Raw genomic sequence first — 17,482 nt, forward strand, 5'->3', positions numbered from 1 at the left:
TCAGACGCCCGCCGCCCGGCCCCGACCGCACGAGAGGAGACACCCCATGGGGGGCATCGAGAAGGATTTCCGCAAAAGCGTCGTCTACCAGATCTACGTCAAGAGCTTCTTCGACAGCGACGGCGACGGCCTGGGCGACCTGCCCGGCATCACGAGCAAGCTCGACTACCTGGCCACGCTCGGCGTGGACTACCTGTGGCTCACGCCGTTCTACCCGTCGCCGCAGCGCGACAACGGCTACGACGTGGCCGACTACCGCGCCGTGGATCCGCGCTACGGCACGATGGACGACTTCGACGAGCTGGTGGCCGCCGCGCGCGAGCGCGGCATGGGGATCATGCTGGACATGGTGCTGTGCCACACCTCGCGCGACCACGAGTGGTTCCGGCGCGCGCTCGACGGCGACGAGCGCTACCGGCGCTACTACATCCTGCGCGACGGCCGCGGCTCCACCGGTCCGGACGATCCCGGCGAGCCGCCCACCAACTGGCAGTGCGTCTTCGGCGGGAGCGCCTGGGAGTGGGAGCCGCGCCTGGGCAAGTGGTACCTGCACCTGCACGACGTGAGCCAGCCCGACCTCGACTGGACCAACCCCGAGGTGCGCGCCGCCTGCGCCGACGTGGTGCGCTTCTGGCGCGAGCGCGGCGTGACGGGCTTCCGTTTCGACGTCATCAACCTGATCTCCAAGCCCGACGTCATCGAGGACGTGCCGGGCTCGGGCAGCGCCTGCCGCGCCCTGGTGGCCGACGGTCCGCACGTTCACGAGTACCTGCGCGAGCTGGTGGAGCGTGCCGGGATCGACGGCATGGTCACGGTGGGCGAGATGGCCTCCACCGACCTCGAGAACTGCGTGCGCTACACCCGTCCCGAGGACCACGAGCTCGCGATGTCCTTCAGCTTCCACCACCTCAAGGTCGACTACGCCGGCGGGGACAAGTGGGCGCTCAAGGATCCCGACATCGCCGAGCTGCGCTCGATTCTGCGCACGTGGCAGGAGGGCATGCAGGCGGGCGGCGGCTGGAACGCGCTGTTCTGGGACAACCACGACCAGCCGCGCGCCGTCACGCGCTTCGGCGGCCGCGAGGGCGTGGGCGAGCGCGGTGGCAGCTGGGAGCACGTGGGCAAGATGCTCGCCGTGTGCGATTTCCTCATGAAGGGCACGCCCTACATCTTCCAGGGTGACGAGCTGGGCATGACCAACGCCGGCTACCAGAGCATCGAGCAGTTCAACGACGTCGAGAGCCGCAACAACTACCGCATCCTCGTGGAGCGCGGGGCCTCGCCGGCCGAGGCGCTCCACGTGGTGAACGAGCGCTCGCGCGACAACGGGCGCACGCCGATGCAGTGGACGGCCGGGCCCGGCGCCGGCTTCACCACCGGCACGCCCTGGCTGGAGATCCCGGCCAACCACGCGCTGGTCAACGCCGAGGCCGAGGTGGGCGTCGAGGGCTCGATGTTCGAGTTCTACCGCGCGCTCGTGCGCCTGCGCCACACGAGCGACGTGGTCACGCTCGGCGACGTGTGCTTCCTCGACGCCGGGGCGGCGGCGCCCAAGGTCATCGCCTACGAGCGCACGCTGGGCGAGAAGCGCCTGGTGGTGGCGTGCTCGTTCGACGCGGAGCCGTGCGCGGTGGACGTCGCGGCGCTGGGCGTGGACGGGGCCGAGGTCCTTCTCGGCACCTACGGAGACGCGCCCGTCGCGGGCGAGCTGCGCCCCTACGAGGCGGTCGTCTGGCAGTCCTGACAGACCCAGGGGTGGGACAATGGGACAATGACAATGGGGACGGAGGTCTTTGTCACATCAGCTCGCTCGCTTGACTCGATGATGTGACAAAGACCTCCGTCCCCATTGTCACGCCTACGCGTCGCAGCGCTCGTGCAGGAAGCGCGCGAGCTCGCGGTAGCGGTTCTCGCTCAGGGCCACGCGCGGCACGTAGACGTAGTCGCGCCCGCCGAAGCCCGCCACGAGGTAGTCGGAGTTGTCGTACACCACGCGCAGGTCGGCGAGGTCGTAGTTCTCGACGGGGCGCTTGTCGCTCTGGACGTGGACCACGTCGTCGCAGATCACCACGTGCATGCGCTCGCTGCCGTCGACCGGCGCGAGCGAGCCGCTGCGGGCGTAGCGCACCTGCAGGTCGGCCCAGCGGTTGGCCACAAAGAGCAGCACCACGGCCACGATGCCCAGCCCCACGATCGGCGCCGTGGTGGTCTCGGTGCCAAACAGCACGGCCACGCCGACGATGCACAGCAGCATGGCGACCTCGGCGCCCTGCACGGCGCGGTGCACGCCCGGAGCGAGCAGCTCGGCGGCGCGATCGAGCGTGAGCTCGTTGTAGTCGAAGGTCGCGGAGAAGCGCACGTTGTCGTACGCGTCGTCGTCAAACGTGATCTGGTCCGCGCGCCTGCGCGCCGCGGGTGACTTGCGTGCCATGGGGCCTCCCTCACTCGGTGAATCTAGGAAATCCTACCGCATGTGGAGGAGATGTCGGCAAGTTGTGCTTGGCCGATGGAAGGGACCGCTCGCCGGAGCGCGGCGGCTCGGGCGGGGCGGATGGGGAATGATACACATCGTGCAGGGAGCGGGGAGCACGTCGAGAACCGGTCGCGTGCGCCCGCACTGTAGAGCTTAGTTGCTTGGCAGCTGCCAAAGTGAGGGCCCGGGGCGCATGCCCGCGGGCCCTCGTCTATTGGGGGTGCCGTCCCCGCCGCCCTTCTCGCCCGGCGCTACTCCACGAGCAGCGGCTCCATCTCGTAGGTGAGGCAGTTCACGTAGCCGCGGTTGGTGAGGCGCAGCTCGGGCACGCATGCGAGCGACATCACGCCCATCGTCATGAACGGCGACGGCATCGTGCAGCCCATCTGCGCCCACGCCTCGCGGGCGCGCGCGACCTTCTCGGCCACCACCTCCACGCGCTCGGTGCTCATGAGGCCGCAGACGGGCAGCTCCACCAGGGCGAGCACCTTCCCGTCGGCCACGGCCACCTCGCCGCCGCCGCACTCGGCGAGCGTGCGCGCGGCGAGCGCCATGTCCTCGTCGTTGTCGCCCATGACGAGCAGGTTGTGCGCGTCGTGGCTCACGGTCTGCGCGAGCGCGCCGTGGATGCCGAAGCCCGTGACGAAGCCAAAGGAGTGCGTCCCCTCCGCGCCGTGGTGGCGGTCGAAGACGGCGACCTTGAGCACGTCGTGGGCCGGGTCGGCGAGAAGCGCGCCGTCGCGCACCGGCACCTCCACCACGATGTCGCGCGTGAGCGTGTCGCCGGGCGTGATGCCCATCGCGCGCACGCGGGCCGTGCCGTCCGCGCGGCCGGGCACGGGGACGCGGAAGGTCTCGGCGGTGGGCGTGAGGCCGATGTCCATGGTGTGGGTCATCCAGTCGGGCCACTCGTAGGGCGGCACGTCAAAGAGGGCGCGCCCGTCCTCGGCCACCACGTCGCCGTCGATGATGACCGTGCGGGCGCGGAAGCTCTCGAGGTCGTCGAAGAGGACGATGTCGGCGCACTTGCCCGGCGTGACCGAGCCCATGTCGCGCGCGAGGCCGAAGTACTCGGCGCAGTTGATCGTGGCCATCTGGACGGCCGTGACCGGGTCGAGCCCCAGCTCGACGGCCGTGCGCAGGACGCGGTCCATGTGGCCCTCGTCCACGAGCGTGTTGGGGTGGCAGTCGTCGGTGCACAGCAGGCACAGGCGCGTGTCCACGCCCGACGCCACGAGCTCGGGCAGGTAGCCGGGCAGGTTGAGCCACGCCGAGCCCTGGCGGAGCTGCACGTACATGCCCAGGCGGAGCTTGGCGAGCACCTCGTCGAAGCCGCCGGACTCGTGGCATGACGAGACGCCGGAGGCCACGTAGGCGTTGAGCGCGCGGTCGCGGTCGGGCGAGGGGAAGTGGCCGGTGACCACGCGGTCGGCCGCCAGGGTGGCGCGCACCTCGTCGATGGTGTTCTGCTCGCGGGACAGGATGCCGGGGTAGTTCATCATCTCGCCGAGCGCGACCACGTTGTCCCAGGTCATGGTGTCGGCGATGTCCTCGGCGGTGATGGAGGCGCCGGTGTCCTCGATGTCGGTGACGGCCGGCACGCACGAGGGCGGCGTCATCATGGCCTTGAGCGGCACGCGCCGCGCGTCCTCGAACATCGCGCGGACGCCGGGCAGGCCGCGGACGTTGCCCACCTCGTGCGGGTCGCAGAAGATGCCGGTGGTGCCGTGCGGGACCACGGCGCGGGCGTACTCGGCCACGCCGATCATCGCGCTCTCCACGTGGATGTGGCTGTCCATGAGGCCGGGCGTGGCGTAGAGCCCGGAGCCGTCGATGACGCGCGTGTCGGGCCCGATGCAGTGCTCGGCCGTGTGGCCGCCAAGGCCCAGGTAGGCCACGCGGCCGCACGCCACGGCGACGTCGGCGTCGGGCAGGATCTCGTGGGTGGTCACGCTCACCAGGTTGACGTGGCGAATCACGAGGTCGGCGGGCTTCTCGCCCTGCGCCACGCGCACGAGCTCGTCGTTGCACTCCCAGAGCGGCGTCTTGCAGAACCGGTTGATCATATCAGCCTCCGTGGTCGCGGGTTTGAGACAGGATAGCGCCCCGCTGGCCCCTCCGGAGGCCGCCTTCACAAGTTGGGCGGTTTTTCGGGGGCGGTCAAAGTAGCCGCCCGCCGCCTCCAAAAGAATCAGCAGGTGAGAGGCTTGTCACTTTTGGCACTACTTCAAGGGGTCGCCAAAAACCGCCCAACTTGTGAACGCTGCGGGAATCGGGGCGCCGGAAGGGTCCGTCGCGCCGTTCTGCTACACTGCTCTGGAGCGCGTTCGGTGGGTTCGGGTGACGCAACACCTCGAACCTGGTCAGGGCCGGGAGGCAGCAGCCATAAGGGGCCTCTGGCGGGCACCCGTTCCCACCGAGCGCGCTTTTCTCATGCCGCGACGAACTGCGCGCCCGCGGCTACGCGCGCCTCTCGCCCAGCCGCGAGAAGCACCGGCGAAAGACGCCGCGGCTCACGGGGCCCGCGGCAAAGACGTTCCAGAGCAGGGCCATCGGGAAGTTCTTGATGACCGTTCCCACCCAGATGGCCGGCAGCTCCGCCGCGGGCGCTCCCGCCATGACCACGTTGAACAGGATCGCGGCCACGAGGCTCATCGTGGGGCACATCACGAGCACGGTGCACCCGGAGCGTACGAGCGTGCAAACAAACGCCCCTTCGCGCGACGGGTCAACGAGTTTCCCAGCCAGCCGCGCACCCAGCCGGTTGCCCCACAGATTTGAGAAGATGAACACGAAGACCCACATGTAGGCGGCCTCGAGCAGCGCGTCCCAGAACACGCCGTTGGTCATGTTGGAAAAGCCGCCCGCCAGCGTGGGGAAGCCCTCCTTCCAGGCCACGTTGTAGACCTCCATGCCGTAGGCCATCGTGACGGACATCAGGACGCCGAAGACGATTCTCTGGACGCGGTTCTTGGGCATGATCGCGGTCTCCCCTCAAACAAAAAGCGTGCGGCGACCGGACGGCCCACCGCACGCTTTGCCTTGCACTTATCTTGTTGTGCGCTACACGCGATGAGCGATTCTAGCACTCGTTCGAGCCGCTCCTACAAAATCGGCGCAATTTAATAACCTTGCTTGGAGGTTTTGCAAACGCCTATAATGACCTGCGTCAATGAGCGGCCCCACGGCGTAAGTCCGATTGATTGAAAGGGCCGCTCAGCGCATGTGCCGCCGGGCGACCATCCTGCGTCTGTCCGGAGGTTCTACCAAATGTCTCAAACCAGTTGCCCGACCCAGAGACCGACCGTCCCCACCGGGAGGCTGTGGACGCGCGACCTCGTGCTCATCATCCTCGTGAACCTGTGCGTGTTCACGAACCACATCATGAGCCTCTCCACGTTCCCGTACTACATCCAGAGCCTCGGCGGCACCGAGGCCGTCGCGGGCATCTGCGCCGCGTTTTTCGCGCTCGTTGCCGTGGTCGTGCGACCGTTTGTGGGCTGGTGGCTGGACAACGGCGCCCGCCGCGTGGTGCTGATCCTGGGCCTGCTGCTCCTGGGCCTGGCGCCGCTCGGCTACGTGGCGGTTCCGGCGCTCTCGATCTCCATCGGCCTGCGCATGGTGCACGGCGCGGGCCTCAGCCTCTCCAACTCCACCACCGCCACCGTGGCGTCCGACGTCATCAACAAGCGGCGCTTTGCCGAGGGCATGGGCTACTTTGGCATGGCCACGGCGCTGGCCTCGGCCATCGCGCCGGCGCTCGGCCTCACGCTCATGGAGGGCCTCGGCTTCACGGCGCTCTACGGCACGGCGGCCGGCATCGCGGCGCTGGCCCTGGTGCTGTTCGCGTTCGTCCGCGCGCCGCGGCCGCGCGTGGAGCGCAAGCGCCTCTCCCTCAAGGGGCTGGTCAACAAGGACTCCCTGCCCGCCAGCTGCACGATGCTCGTCTTCATGCTCACGTTCGGCGCGCTCGAGAACTTCGTGGCCATCTACGCCACCAACGAGGGCCTGCCGTCCGGCTCGCTCTACTTCGTCATCATGGCCGTGATGCTGCTGCTGGTGCGCGTGTTTCTCGGCAAGCTCGTTGACGAGAAGGGCGAGGCGGTCTTCGTCTACACCGGCAACGCGGCGATGATCGCGGCGCTGCTGCTTCTGGCGCTCGTGCCCAACGCGGCGACGTTCTGCGTGTCCGCCGCGCTCGCGGGCTACGCCTTTGGCGGGCTGGAGCCGGCGCTGCAGTCGATGGCCGTCCACACCTCCACCGACGAGACCCGCGGCTCGGCCAACTCCACGTTTCTGTGCGGCTACGACATCGGCTACGGCCTGGGCGGCGGCATCGCGGGCGTGCTCATCACGGCCGTGGGCTACGGCGCCATGTGGGCCGCGGTCTCGCTGGCGTGCGTGGCGTCGGTCGCGCTCTACGTGGTCTGGGCGCGCCACTCCGACACGAGCTTCTCCAAGCTGCTGGCCGAGCGCCGCCCGTAGCGCGCCGTGCGGCCCCGGGCGCGGGTATACTGGAACCTCGAGAACCCACCCGCCCCGGAGGCCGCATGGAATCGCTCTACACAAAGTACCGCCCGCAGACGTTTGAGCAGGTCGTCGGCCAGGGACACGTGGTCGAGACCCTCAAGCGCGCCGTGCTCGAGAACCGCGTGAGCCACGCGTACCTGTTCTGCGGCCCGCGCGGTACGGGCAAGACCACCATGGCGCGCATCCTGGCCAAGGCGCTCATGTGCGAGAGCGGGCCGGCCGCGCTGCCCGACGGCACCTGCGAGCAGTGCCGCCTGATCGCGGCCGGCGAGCACCCGGACGTCATCGAGCTGGACGCCGCCTCGCGCACCGGCGTGGACAGCGTCCGCGAGGAGATCATCGGTCGCGTGAACTACGCGCCCGCGATGGGCCGCGCCAAGGTCTACATCATCGACGAGGTTCACATGCTCACCGTGGCGGCGTTCAACGCGCTGCTCAAGACGCTCGAGGAGCCCCCCGAGCACGTGGTCTTCGTCATGTGCACCACCGACCCGCAGAAGATCCCGGCCACGATCCTGAGCCGCGTGCAGCGCTTTGACTTTCGCTCCATCGGCGCCGACGAGATGCAGGCCCACCTGGCCTACGTCTGCGGCCAGGAGGGCTTCTCGTACGACCCGGCGGCGCTCGAGCTGGTGGTGCGCCACGCGCGCGGCGGCATGCGCGACGCGCTGACCTCGCTCGAGCAGCTGTCGGTGTTCGGCGACGGCAGGATCGGGCTGGACGAGGCGCGCGACCTGCTCGGCGAGGTGTCGGGCTCGGTGCTCGCCGACCTCACGCGCGCGATGGCGCACCGCGACGTGCCGGCGCTCTTCTCGGAGGTGGCCCGCCTGGCCGACGCCGGGCGCGACCCGCTGCAGCTCACGCGCGAGCTGGCGGCGCATCTGCGCGACGTCTACGTGGTCGCGGTGGCCCCGAGCGCCGACGACGTGGTGGCTGCGCGCGGCTCGGAGCTCGAGGCGCTGAGGGCGGAGGCGGCGGCCTTCGGGTCGGCCGACCGCGTGGCCCGCGTGCTCACGATTCTGGGCGACGCCTCCAGCGAGATGCGCACGGCCACCAACCAGCGGCTCGTTCTCGAGATCGCGCTCACGCGCGTGGCGCGCCCGGAGTCGGACCTCACGCTCGAGTCGCTGGCCGAGCGCGTGGCGGACCTCGAGCGGCAGGTCGCACTGCTCGCGCGGCCGGGGGCGGTCGCGGCTGCGGTCGCTGAGCCTGTTGCCGCTGCGTCGACGCCGACGCCGGCGCCCGCCGAGAAGCCCGTCGAGGCCGCCCCGGCCCCGCAGCCGCAAAGCTCCCAGCCGAGCGCGCGCTCTGAGGGGCAAAACCGTTCGGATGCTCGGGAGCAACCAAGAAACTCCTTGCCAAACGAACGCCTTGGCACCCAAAACCGTTCGGATAGGAAGGAGCTTGGCGAGAAGGACGTCGCGCCGGCGGCCCCCGCGCCCGCCGCGGCCCCGCAGGCCCCGGCCGCGGGCGGCGGCCTCTCCGACAGCGACCTGCAGCGCGCGTGGAAGCGCGTGGTCGAGGAGCTCGTGGCGCGCATCCCGGCCAAGGGCTCGCTGCTGCTCTCGTCCACGCCGGTCTCGGACGACGGCGAGAAGGTCACGGTGTCGCTGCCCAAGGGCTCGCACTTCGCCGCGCGCATGCTCGAGCGCTCCGACGTCCGCCAGAGCGTGGACGCCACGGTGGCATCGGTGATGGGCCCGCGTCAGGTGATCTACGTGGAGTCGAGCCTCGCCAACCAGGCGATCTCGCAGGCAGGGCGCCCGACGACCCCGGCCGCGGCTCCGCGCCCGGCCCCGGCGTCCCAGTCCACGCCCGCCCCCGCTGCGACCCCACAGCCCCAGACCGCGCCGCAGAACGCGGCGCCGGCCTACCCGATGCCGTGGGACGAGCCCGCCGCCGCGCCGGCTTCGGCCGCGCCCCAGCCGCCGGCCGACGACGTCGTGCCCTACGGCGACGCGGACGCCGTGCCCTACGAGGAGGACGCGCAGCCCGTCGAGGCGCCGGCCGCCGCGCCGCAGCCGAGCCCCGCCCCGGCCCCGAGCCCCGCGCCCTTCTCGGCCCCCGCGCCCTTCTCGGCCCCCGCGCCGCAGCCAAAGCCGGTGCCCCAGCCCACGGCTCCCGAGCCGGCTCCGCAGCCGTCCGCGAACCCCGCCGACTTCGGCTCCGAGTTCGCCGACATCGTCTCCATGCTTTCGGAGACGTTCGGCCAGCCGATCCCGACGCGCTTCGAGCCCGCCGGGGAGACCTCCGACGAGGAGGCCGCCGCCGAGCTCTCGGAGGGCGCCGGCCAGGCCGACGACTACGCCCCCGACGACGCCGGTTTCGTGGACGAGCCCGTCGAGGACGGCGACGAGGACGACGAGTAGCCCCCGTCACCGCTATCATCCACCCAGTCCAGAGTCGCCGCCGGCGGCCCGCACAGAAGGGAACACCATGTCCAAGGGATTCAACATGGGCGGCATGAACCGCAACCAGATGATGGCCCAGGCCCGTAAGATGCAGGAGCAGCTCATGGCCGCCCAGCAGAAGGCCGCCGAGACCGAGGTCACCGCCAGCGCGGGCGGCGGCGCCGTCAAGGTGAGCGCCACCGGCGACCTGCGCCTCACCTCGATCACCATCGACCCCGATGCCCTCGACCCCGCCGACGTTGAGATGCTGCAGGACATGATCCTCGCCGCGGTCAACGACGTGCTCGAGTCCGCCGAGCAGGCCGCCAGCCAGCAGATCAACGCCGCCACGGGCGGCTTCAGCATCCCGGGGCTCTTCTAGGCGGCCGTCTCGCATGGACCACGCCATCAACGACGGCCGCGCGCTCCAGCGCCTGCTCGACGAGCTGGGCAGGCTGCCCGGCATCGGCCCCAAGTCGGCCCAGCGCATCGCCTACTACCTGCTCGAGGCCGACGCCGAGCAGGCCCGGCGCCTCGCCGAGGCGATCCTGGAGGTCAAGCAGCAGGTGCACTTCTGCCCCGTGTGCTTCTCCTACGCCACGCGGGACACCTGCGACGTCTGTGCCGACGCCAGCCGCGACCGCACGCAGATCTGCGTGGTCTCGGAGCCGCGCGACGTCAGCGCGGTGGAGCGCACGGGCACCTACCACGGGCTCTACCACGTCCTCGGCGGCGTCATCAGCCCGATGGACAAGATCGGCCCTGACCAGCTCCACGTGCGCGAGCTGCTCGCGCGCCTGGCGGACGGCGAGGTCAGCGAGGTCATTCTCGCCACCAACCCGGACGTGGAGGGCGAGACCACGGCCACCTACCTCGCGCGCGTGATCCGCCCGCTGGGCGTGCGCGTCTCGCGTCTCGCGAGCGGGCTGCCGGTGGGCGGCGACCTGGAGTACGCTGATGAGGTGACGCTCGGGCGCGCGATCGAGGAGCGCCGCGAGGTCTAGCAGATACGACGGGGGAGAAGCCCATGTCACAGGATCGCAGCAGGCACTCGTCCCACATGGCCCCCACGCCGCGCGGGGGCCGCCACGAGCGCGGCGAGAAGCCCCGGGAGCGCGCGGCCCGACGTGCCGAGTCGGGTGTCCGATCGGCCTCCGCGGGCCGGCCCGCCTCCGGCGCGCGCCCGGCCCGCGGCGAGCGGCCGGTGCGCCTGGCGAGCGAGTCCGACCGAATCGGCACCATCGGCGCCGGCCAGGGCGCCCGCGTCACCACGCGCGAGAACGCCGCGCAGACGGCCGACCAGGCGCGCCGCAACGCCGAGCGCCGCTACGCGGAGCGCCACCCCGAGGCCCGCGCCGCCGCGTCCGGCCCGCGCCGCAGCCGCCTCAACGTGATCCTTCTCGTGGTGGCCGCGGTGCTCGCCCTCGCGCTCGTCTTCGTGCTGGGCACCCTGGTCAACTCGGCGCTGTTCCCGCCCGAGCAGGAGGCCGACGTCCAGTCCGACCAGACGCTGCGCCCCACCGAGTCGGAGCAGCAGGTCCAGCAGGAGCAGGACGCGCACGACGCGGGCCAGGAGCAGGCCGGCGTGGACGGCTCGGTGAGCTACGGCGGCCAGGCGTACGCGCTGCGCCAGGCCGACGACGGCGTCTGGGAGCTCGCCTTCGCCGAGGGCGGCGAGGCCATCTGCCGGCTGGAGGGCGCGCCCGTGGCCCTGCTGCGCACCGGCAGCACGCTGCTCGTCCCCGAGAACGTGGACGGCGGCTGGGACGTGGCCTGCTACGTGATCGGCGGCCACACCGACCTCACCTACGTGATGGCGGGCGACGAGAAGGCCGGCGGGACGGCAACGGCCACCGCGGCCGAGCTCGACGGCACCACGCTGCGGGTGACCGACGACACCGGCGCGACCACCGACGTCGCGCTCGAGTAGCGCCGGCCCGCGCGGCCCTTCTCGTCCCGGCCCGTCCGCCGATCCGGGCCAACGTCCCGCCGGCCTGTCCCCAACGCTCCCGGCCCGGGCCAACCCCCCTCCAGCGCCCCGACCAATAACCCGCAAAATCTGACATCCACAAAACTTAATCCTGCGATTATATGATTATGAAATCATTTTTTGTGGGTTATTTGTACGCGGGATGGGGATTTGTGTGCCCGCGGTTGTTTGTACGCGAGGTGGGGGTTTGTGTGCCCGCGGGTGCGCGGGGCGGGGCGGCGCCGCATGCGCGTCCGCGGTCGTTTGCGCGCGAAACGGCGTCGCGCGCCCGCGCGCAAGTTTTTTGAAAATGGGCCTTGCCACGTCTTGAGGGGTATGAGAGAATAGCTCCCGCGCAAGGCGAACGGGGTGTTAGCTCAGCTGGTTAGAGCGCCGGCCTGTCACGTCGGAGGTCGAGGGTTCGAGTCCCTTACATCCCGCCAGTGCGACTTCAGGGGCCCGCAAGGGCCCCTTTTCTTGTGCGCGCGTCCCGCGCCCGCGGTCCGCGCCGCCTGCCGTCCCGCCCGCCGGAGCCATCCGCCATTGCTCGCGACGTTGTATCATATCCGCGTCACGTCAGCACGAGAGCGGGGTCCCATGCAGCCCAACACGGCCGGTCCCAAGCGCAAGGTCGCGGTCTTTGACCTGGACGGCACCTCCATCCGGGGGCAGTCGGGTTCGCTGTTCACGCGCTACCTCCTGCGCAACAGGCACATGTCGCCGCAGCGGCTCATGCGCCTGGCCTGGTGGGGGATTCGCTACAAGCTGCACCTCCCGTACCGCCAGGCGGAGGCGCGCGAGCTCGTGTTCGGGGCGCTCGGCGGCTTCGAGTCCGGGGACGTGGACACCATTCTCGAGCACTTCCACGACGAGGTCCTGTCCCCGCGCTACCGTCCGCGCGCCCTCGCGGAGGCGGAGCGCTGCCGCGCGGAGGGCATGGTCACGCTGCTCGTCTCGGCCACGTTCGAGCCCATCGCCGCCGTCGCCGCCCGCCGCATGGGCATGGACGGCTTCGCGGCGACCCGCATGGAGCGCGACGCGTCGGGCCGCTACACCGGGCACGTCGAGGGCCCGGTGGTGGCGGGTGCCGAGAAGTACCACGCCGTCACGCGCTGGTGCGACGAGCACCTTGGCGCGGGCGCGTGGGAGCTCGCGCGCGCCTATGCCGACCACCACTCCGATGCGGACCTTCTCGAGCACGCGACCGAGGCGTTCGCCGTCTGCCCCGGCAAGACGCTCAGGATGAGCGCACGCCGCCGCGGGTGGCCCGTGCTCGACTGGGACGACTGAGCAGACCGACGGGGGAGGAGCCACCGATGGACCTGTCGAGAAAGACCGACTACGCGCTGCGCATGCTCGCCGCGCTCGTGAGGGACCCGGGCGGGGTCGTCTCCGTGCGCACGGCCGCGCGCGAGGGTGACGTGCCGTACTCCTTCGCCCGCTCCATCCAGCACGACCTCGGGGTCGCGGGCATCGTGGAGAACAGCCGCGGGGCCACGGGCGGCATGCGCCTGGCCGTGGACCCGCGCGAGGTGACGCTGCTCGACCTCGTCGAGGCGGTGCAGGGCCCCGTGGTCATCTCGGGCTGCCGCTGCCAGGACAACGGCGGGCCGTGCCACAACATCGAGAGCTGCCCGTTCACCTGCGTCTGGGCCAACGCCGAGCGCCTACTGCGCGCGTACTTCTCGCGCGTGACGCTGCACCAGCTCGTGGCCGAGGGGCTCTCGCCGGTCTTCGAGGGGACGTTCGAGTTGGTCCCGACGGAGGAGGCGCGCGCCCGCTGCGCCGCCTCGGACGCCGCCCTCACGGACGGCGGCGCCGGCGCCGCGGGACCCGACGACGCCGCGCCCTCGGACGGGGTCGCATGACGGCTCCCACCCCGCCCCGCCCCGCGCCCGACGCGGCGGAGCTTCTCGCCTTCCGCGCCACGGTCCTCGAGCGCGGCCGCGAGCTCTATCGCGACCTCCCGTGGCGCCGCACGCGCGACCCCTATGCCATCTGGATCTCCGAGGTGATGCTCCAGCAGACGCAGACCTCGCGCGTGGACGGCCGCTGGCAGCGCTGGCTCCAGCGCTTCCCGGACGTGCGGGCCCTCGCGGCGGCCGACCCGGCCGACGTGCTCGACGAGTGGCAGGGCCTCGGGTACAACCGGCGCGCCCTCGCGCTGCACCGCGCGGCGCAGGGCGTCGCCGAGGCGGGCGGCGCGCTCCCCTCCGACGAGGCCGCGCTCACGGCCCTGCCCGGCATCGGCCCGGCCACGGCGGCGGGCATCCGGGCGTTCGCCTTCGACCTGCCGGCCGTCTACCTCGAGACCAACGTGCGCTCCGTGCTGCTGCACGAGCTCTTCCCCGGCGAGGACGGCGTGGCCGACCGCGCGCTCGTGCCGATCCTGCGCGCCACCTGCCCGCCGGGCGAGGGCGACCCCGCGCACGACCCGGTCGACGACCCGCGCGCCTGGTACTACGCCCTTCTCGACTACGGCGCCTACCTCAAGCGAACCGTGCCCAACCCCAGCCGGCGATCCCGCACCCACGCGCGCCAGTCGCGCTTCGAGGGGTCGCACCGCCAGCTGCGCGCCGAGCTGCTGCGCGTGCTGCTCGCCCGCGGGCGCGGGGGCGGGGTCACCGTCGAGGAGCTCGAGCCGGCGCTCGCGGAGGCGCTCGCCGCCCGCGGGCGCGAGCCGATCGCGCGCGGGGAGCTTCTCGCCCTGCTCGGGGAGCTGGAGCGCGAGGGGTTCTGCCGCTCGTCGAACGGTTGCTGGGTCGTCTGAATCAAGTGTCGGCGGGGGTATACTCTCAGGAAGGCGCCGGCAGCGGGCCGGTGCGCGGCGTCCCCCGCGGGGGACCGGAGAGGAGCAGCCATGGCTGTCGACTTTGAGAACTCCCAGACCAAGAAGAACCTCGAGGCGGCGTACGCCGGCGAGTCGGAGGCCACCAACAAGTACAGCTACTACGCGTCCAAGGCCAAGAAGGAGGGCTACGAGCAGATCGCCGCGATCTTCACCGAGACCTCCGGCAACGAGCGCGAGCACGCCAAGATGTGGTTCAAGTACCTCCACGGCGGCGAGGTGCCCGACACCCTGACCAACATCAAGGACGCCGCGGCGGGCGAGAACTACGAGTGGACCGAGATGTACAAGGGCTTCGCCGAGACTGCCGACGCCGAGGGCTTCACCGAGATCGCGGCCAAGTTCCGACTGGTCGGCGAGGTCGAGAAGCACCACGAGGAGCGCTACAACAAGCTGGCCGAGCGCGTCGAGAAGGGCGAGGTCTTCGCGCGCCCGGGCGTCAAGGTGTGGAAGTGCCGCAACTGCGGCCACCTGCACGTGGGCGCCGAGGCTCCCAAGGTCTGCCCGGTCTGCAACCACCCGCAGGCCTACTTCGAGGAGCAGGCGATCAACTACTAGCCGCCTGATCTGCGCGCGGCTGGGCGCCTCGCGGCCCCCGGGCCGCGCTTCGGAATGCGCGAAAGTCGGAGCTTCTCGCCCCGGCTTGCTTAGAGAAACGCGGAAGTCTGTTGCTGCGGTGACAGACTTCCGCGTTTTCTTGTGCGCGTGCGCCACCCGCCCCGCCGCGCGCTCCGTCGCCGTACGCCGCTGCCCGCCGCCGCGCGCTCTGTCGCCGTACGCTGTCGCCGCTCGCCCGCCGCAATTAACACGCAAAAAATGATTTCATATTCATATATTTGCAGGAAAGAAAAACATACTTGTCAGTATTTGCGTGTTAATTGCTCGCAGCGCGTCACGTCGGTGGCGCCAAAAGCCTCCGGCCCGCCCCCTCGCGTCCCGTCCGCCCGCCAACGCGCGCCAGCTCTCGCCCCGTTTCTTACGTTCGCGGTTTTTTCATGGACAGCCGCCCGCGCGAAAGCTCACAATGAATCCGTACTGCGCTTTGTCCGGCCTTCGAGGAGTGTGACATGGAGTCTCTCGACAGCAGCCTCTATCTGAGCAACGACGACCTGTTCCTCTTTGCCCGCGGAGAGTGGTACCGCAGCTACGAGAAGATGGGCGCCCACCCCGCGGTGACCGACGACGGAACGCACGGCTACCACTTCGCCGTCTGGGCCCCGCGCGTCCAGAGCGTCCACGTCATCGGTGACTTCAACGGCTGGGACGAGCAGGCCACTCCGCTCACCCAGACCCAGTCGGGCGGCGTCTGGGAGGGCTTCGTCCCCGGCATCCAGGAGGGCGACCTCTACAAGTACCTGATCGTCACCAACGCGGGTGAGAAGCTCTACAAGGCCGACCCGTACGGCTTCTACGCCGAGAAGATCCCGGGCACCGCCTCGCGCGCCTTCGACCTCGACGGCTACGGCTGGAAGGACGGCTCCTACCTCGACGCCCGCGCCAAGCGCGACATGTTCGCCGAGCCGCTCAACATCTTCGAGGTGCACCTCGGCAGCTGGCGCCGCCACGGCGACGAGCCCCAGGGCGAGCCGCGCCCCGACGGCACCTACCCCGGCCCCGGCGACCCGTTCCCCGCGCAGCGCGGTGTGGTCTACTCCTACGATGACCTGGCCGACGAGCTCGTGGCCTACGTCAAGGAGATGGGCTACTCGCACATCGAGGTCATGCCCGTCAACGAGCACCCCTTCGACGGCTCCTGGGGCTACCAGCCCACGGGCTACTATGCGGCCACCTCGCGCTACGGCAACCCGCGCCAGTTCATGCACTTCATCGACGCCTGCCACGAGGCCGGCATCGGCGTGATCCTTGACTGGGTGCCCGGCGGCTTCTGCGCCAACTCCGAGGGCCTCGCCACGTTCAACGGCGAGATGCTCTACGAGCACAAGATCCACCCCAACTGGAACACGCACCAGTTTGACTACGCGCGCGGCGAGGTCCGCAGCTTCCTGGTCTCCAACGCCCTGTTCTGGGCCGAGCGCTTCCACGCCGACGGCATCCGCATGGACGGCGTCTCGAGCATGCTCTACATGAACTTCGGCATCGACGACCCGGGCCAGAAGCGCTTCAACGAGAAGGGCACCGAGGAGGACCTGGACGCCTCGGCGTTCATCCGCCAGACCAACACCGCGATGGGCAAGTTCTATCCCGACGTCATGATGATCGCCGAGGAGTCCACCGCCTGGCCGCTCGTGACCTACCCGCCCGAGGACGGCGGCCTGGGCTTCCACTTCAAGTGGGACATGGGCTGGATGAACGACACCCTGCACTACATGCAGACCGACTTCCCCTGGCGCCCGGGCAACTACCGCATGCTCACGTTCTCGTCCATGTACCAGTTCAACGAGAACTTCATCCTGCCGCTCAGCCACGATGAGGTGGTCAACGGCAAGTGCTCGCTCATCACGCGCATGCCCGGTGACTACTGGCGCCAGTTCGCGGGCATGAGGGCGCTCGCCTTCTACCAGATGATGCACCCGGGCGGCAAGCTCAACTTCATGGGCAACGAGATCGCCCAGTTCATCGAGTGGCGCTACTACGAGGCCATCCAGTACTTCCTGGCCGAGCAGTACGACACGCACCGCCACCAGCAGCGCTTCATCCGGCACCTCAACCGTTTCTACAACGAGCACCCCACGCTCTGGCAGAAGTCCTTCTCGCCGGAGGGCTTCGAGTGGATCGACGCCGACAACGCCGACCAGTCCATCCTCACCTTCGTCCGCCGCGGCGACGACGCCAAGGAGGACCTCGTCATCCTCATCAACTTTGACGTCAACGCGCGCGAGAACTTCCGCATGGGCGTGCCCGAGTGGGGCGTCTACGAGGAGCTCTTCAACACCGACGACGTCCGCTACGGCGGCTCGGGCGTGACCAACGAGGGCAAGCTCAAGTGCCAGGATGAGCCCTGGAACGGCCGCGAGCAGTCCATCGTGGTGCGCGTGCCCCCGCTGGGCGGCATGGTCCTCAAGAAGACCGGCACGCTGCGCCGCCCGGCCAAGAAGACCGCCAAGTCCGCTGGCGCTAAGTCGGCGACCAAGTCCGGCGCGTCCAAGGCGTCGGCTGCCAAGAAGCCCGCGACCAAGAAGCCGGCCGCCAAGAGGGCCGCGTCCGTAAAGGGCGCGTCAACAAAGAAGGCTCCCGCGAAGAAGAGGCCCTCCGCGGAGTAAGCTTGACGGGGCCGTCCTCGAGGCGGCCCCATTCCGGAGACGGGCGCGCCG

General features: G+C 70.1%; 14 protein-coding genes, 1 tRNA gene and 1 other RNA gene. 13 read left to right on the forward strand and 3 right to left on the reverse strand.

Annotated features, from left to right (window positions below; translation table 11 throughout):
* The first annotated feature begins 46 nt into the window (after nt 1–46).
* Complete coding sequence (locus ACWTSU_RS07530; protein WP_455139332.1) at nt 47–1,744, forward strand: alpha,alpha-phosphotrehalase; 1,698 nt, start codon at nt 47–49, stop codon at nt 1,742–1,744.
* 114 nt (nt 1,745–1,858) lie between these two features.
* On the opposite strand, the gene ACWTSU_RS07535 is transcribed toward ACWTSU_RS07530, so the two are convergent.
* Both ACWTSU_RS07535 and ACWTSU_RS07540 read right to left on the reverse strand, forming a co-directional pair.
* Nucleotides 1,859–2,431 carry a hypothetical protein gene (locus tag ACWTSU_RS07535; protein WP_455139334.1) on the reverse strand — a complete coding sequence of 191 codons (573 nt, stop codon included), beginning with the start codon at nt 2,429–2,431 and terminating at the stop codon, nt 1,859–1,861.
* A 293-nt stretch (nt 2,432–2,724) separates the two neighbouring features.
* Nucleotides 2,725–4,539, reverse strand: coding sequence for an adenine deaminase (locus tag ACWTSU_RS07540; protein ID WP_455139336.1), 1,815 nt, complete (start codon nt 4,537–4,539; stop codon nt 2,725–2,727).
* A gap of 261 nt (nt 4,540–4,800) precedes the next feature.
* Between ACWTSU_RS07540 and ffs the strand changes: the two genes are divergently transcribed.
* An RNA gene (gene ffs / locus ACWTSU_RS07545) (signal recognition particle sRNA small type) lies at nt 4,801–4,896 on the forward strand.
* A 37-nt stretch (nt 4,897–4,933) separates the two neighbouring features.
* Here the strand turns inward: ffs and ACWTSU_RS07550 are convergent.
* On the reverse strand, nt 4,934–5,452 hold the full coding sequence (locus ACWTSU_RS07550) for a hypothetical protein (RefSeq protein ID WP_455139338.1): 519 nt from the start codon (nt 5,450–5,452) through the stop codon (nt 4,934–4,936).
* Nucleotides 5,453–5,743: 291 nt separating this feature from the next.
* Between ACWTSU_RS07550 and ACWTSU_RS07555 the strand changes: the two genes are divergently transcribed.
* The 11 genes from ACWTSU_RS07555 (at nt 5,744) to glgB (ending at nt 17,431) form a co-directional block, all read left to right on the forward strand.
* Nucleotides 5,744–6,958 carry an MFS transporter gene (locus tag ACWTSU_RS07555; protein WP_455139340.1) on the forward strand — a complete coding sequence of 405 codons (1,215 nt, stop codon included), beginning with the start codon at nt 5,744–5,746 and terminating at the stop codon, nt 6,956–6,958.
* A gap of 65 nt (nt 6,959–7,023) precedes the next feature.
* Nucleotides 7,024–9,372 carry a DNA polymerase III subunit gamma/tau gene (gene dnaX, locus ACWTSU_RS07560; RefSeq protein WP_455139342.1) on the forward strand — a complete coding sequence of 783 codons (2,349 nt, stop codon included), beginning with the start codon at nt 7,024–7,026 and terminating at the stop codon, nt 9,370–9,372.
* Between the two features lie 67 nt (nt 9,373–9,439).
* Nucleotides 9,440–9,775, forward strand: a complete 336-nt coding sequence (locus ACWTSU_RS07565) for a YbaB/EbfC family nucleoid-associated protein (protein WP_455139344.1) — start codon at nt 9,440–9,442, stop codon at nt 9,773–9,775.
* Between the two features lie 13 nt (nt 9,776–9,788).
* The gene (recR, locus tag ACWTSU_RS07570; protein WP_455139346.1) at nt 9,789–10,397 is read left to right on the forward strand and encodes a recombination mediator RecR; all 609 of its coding nucleotides are present in this window, start codon (nt 9,789–9,791) and stop codon (nt 10,395–10,397) included.
* Between the two features lie 23 nt (nt 10,398–10,420).
* Nucleotides 10,421–11,323, forward strand: coding sequence for a hypothetical protein (locus ACWTSU_RS07575; RefSeq protein ID WP_455139348.1), 903 nt, complete (start codon nt 10,421–10,423; stop codon nt 11,321–11,323).
* Nucleotides 11,324–11,728: 405 nt separating this feature from the next.
* Nucleotides 11,729–11,805, forward strand: a tRNA-Asp gene (locus ACWTSU_RS07580).
* Between the two features lie 154 nt (nt 11,806–11,959).
* Nucleotides 11,960–12,652: an HAD family hydrolase gene (locus ACWTSU_RS07585; protein ID WP_455139350.1), complete on the forward strand. Its 693-nt coding sequence runs from the start codon at nt 11,960–11,962 to the stop codon at nt 12,650–12,652.
* Nucleotides 12,653–12,678: 26 nt separating this feature from the next.
* Nucleotides 12,679–13,230 (forward strand): RrF2 family transcriptional regulator, encoded by a 552-nt coding sequence (locus tag ACWTSU_RS07590; protein ID WP_455139352.1) that lies wholly within the window; start codon nt 12,679–12,681, stop codon nt 13,228–13,230.
* On the forward strand, nt 13,227–14,132 hold the full coding sequence (locus ACWTSU_RS07595) for an adenine glycosylase (RefSeq protein WP_455139354.1): 906 nt from the start codon (nt 13,227–13,229) through the stop codon (nt 14,130–14,132). Before ACWTSU_RS07590 ends, ACWTSU_RS07595 begins: the two co-directional genes overlap by 4 nt.
* Nucleotides 14,133–14,222: 90 nt before the next feature.
* Nucleotides 14,223–14,768 (forward strand): rubrerythrin, encoded by a 546-nt coding sequence (rbr, locus tag ACWTSU_RS07600; protein WP_455139356.1) that lies wholly within the window; start codon nt 14,223–14,225, stop codon nt 14,766–14,768.
* A gap of 509 nt (nt 14,769–15,277) precedes the next feature.
* Nucleotides 15,278–17,431 (forward strand): 1,4-alpha-glucan branching protein GlgB, encoded by a 2,154-nt coding sequence (gene glgB, locus ACWTSU_RS07605; protein ID WP_455139358.1) that lies wholly within the window; start codon nt 15,278–15,280, stop codon nt 17,429–17,431.
* The last annotated feature ends 51 nt before the right edge of the window (nt 17,432–17,482 follow it).

This window comes from Thermophilibacter sp. (assembly GCF_966187215.1).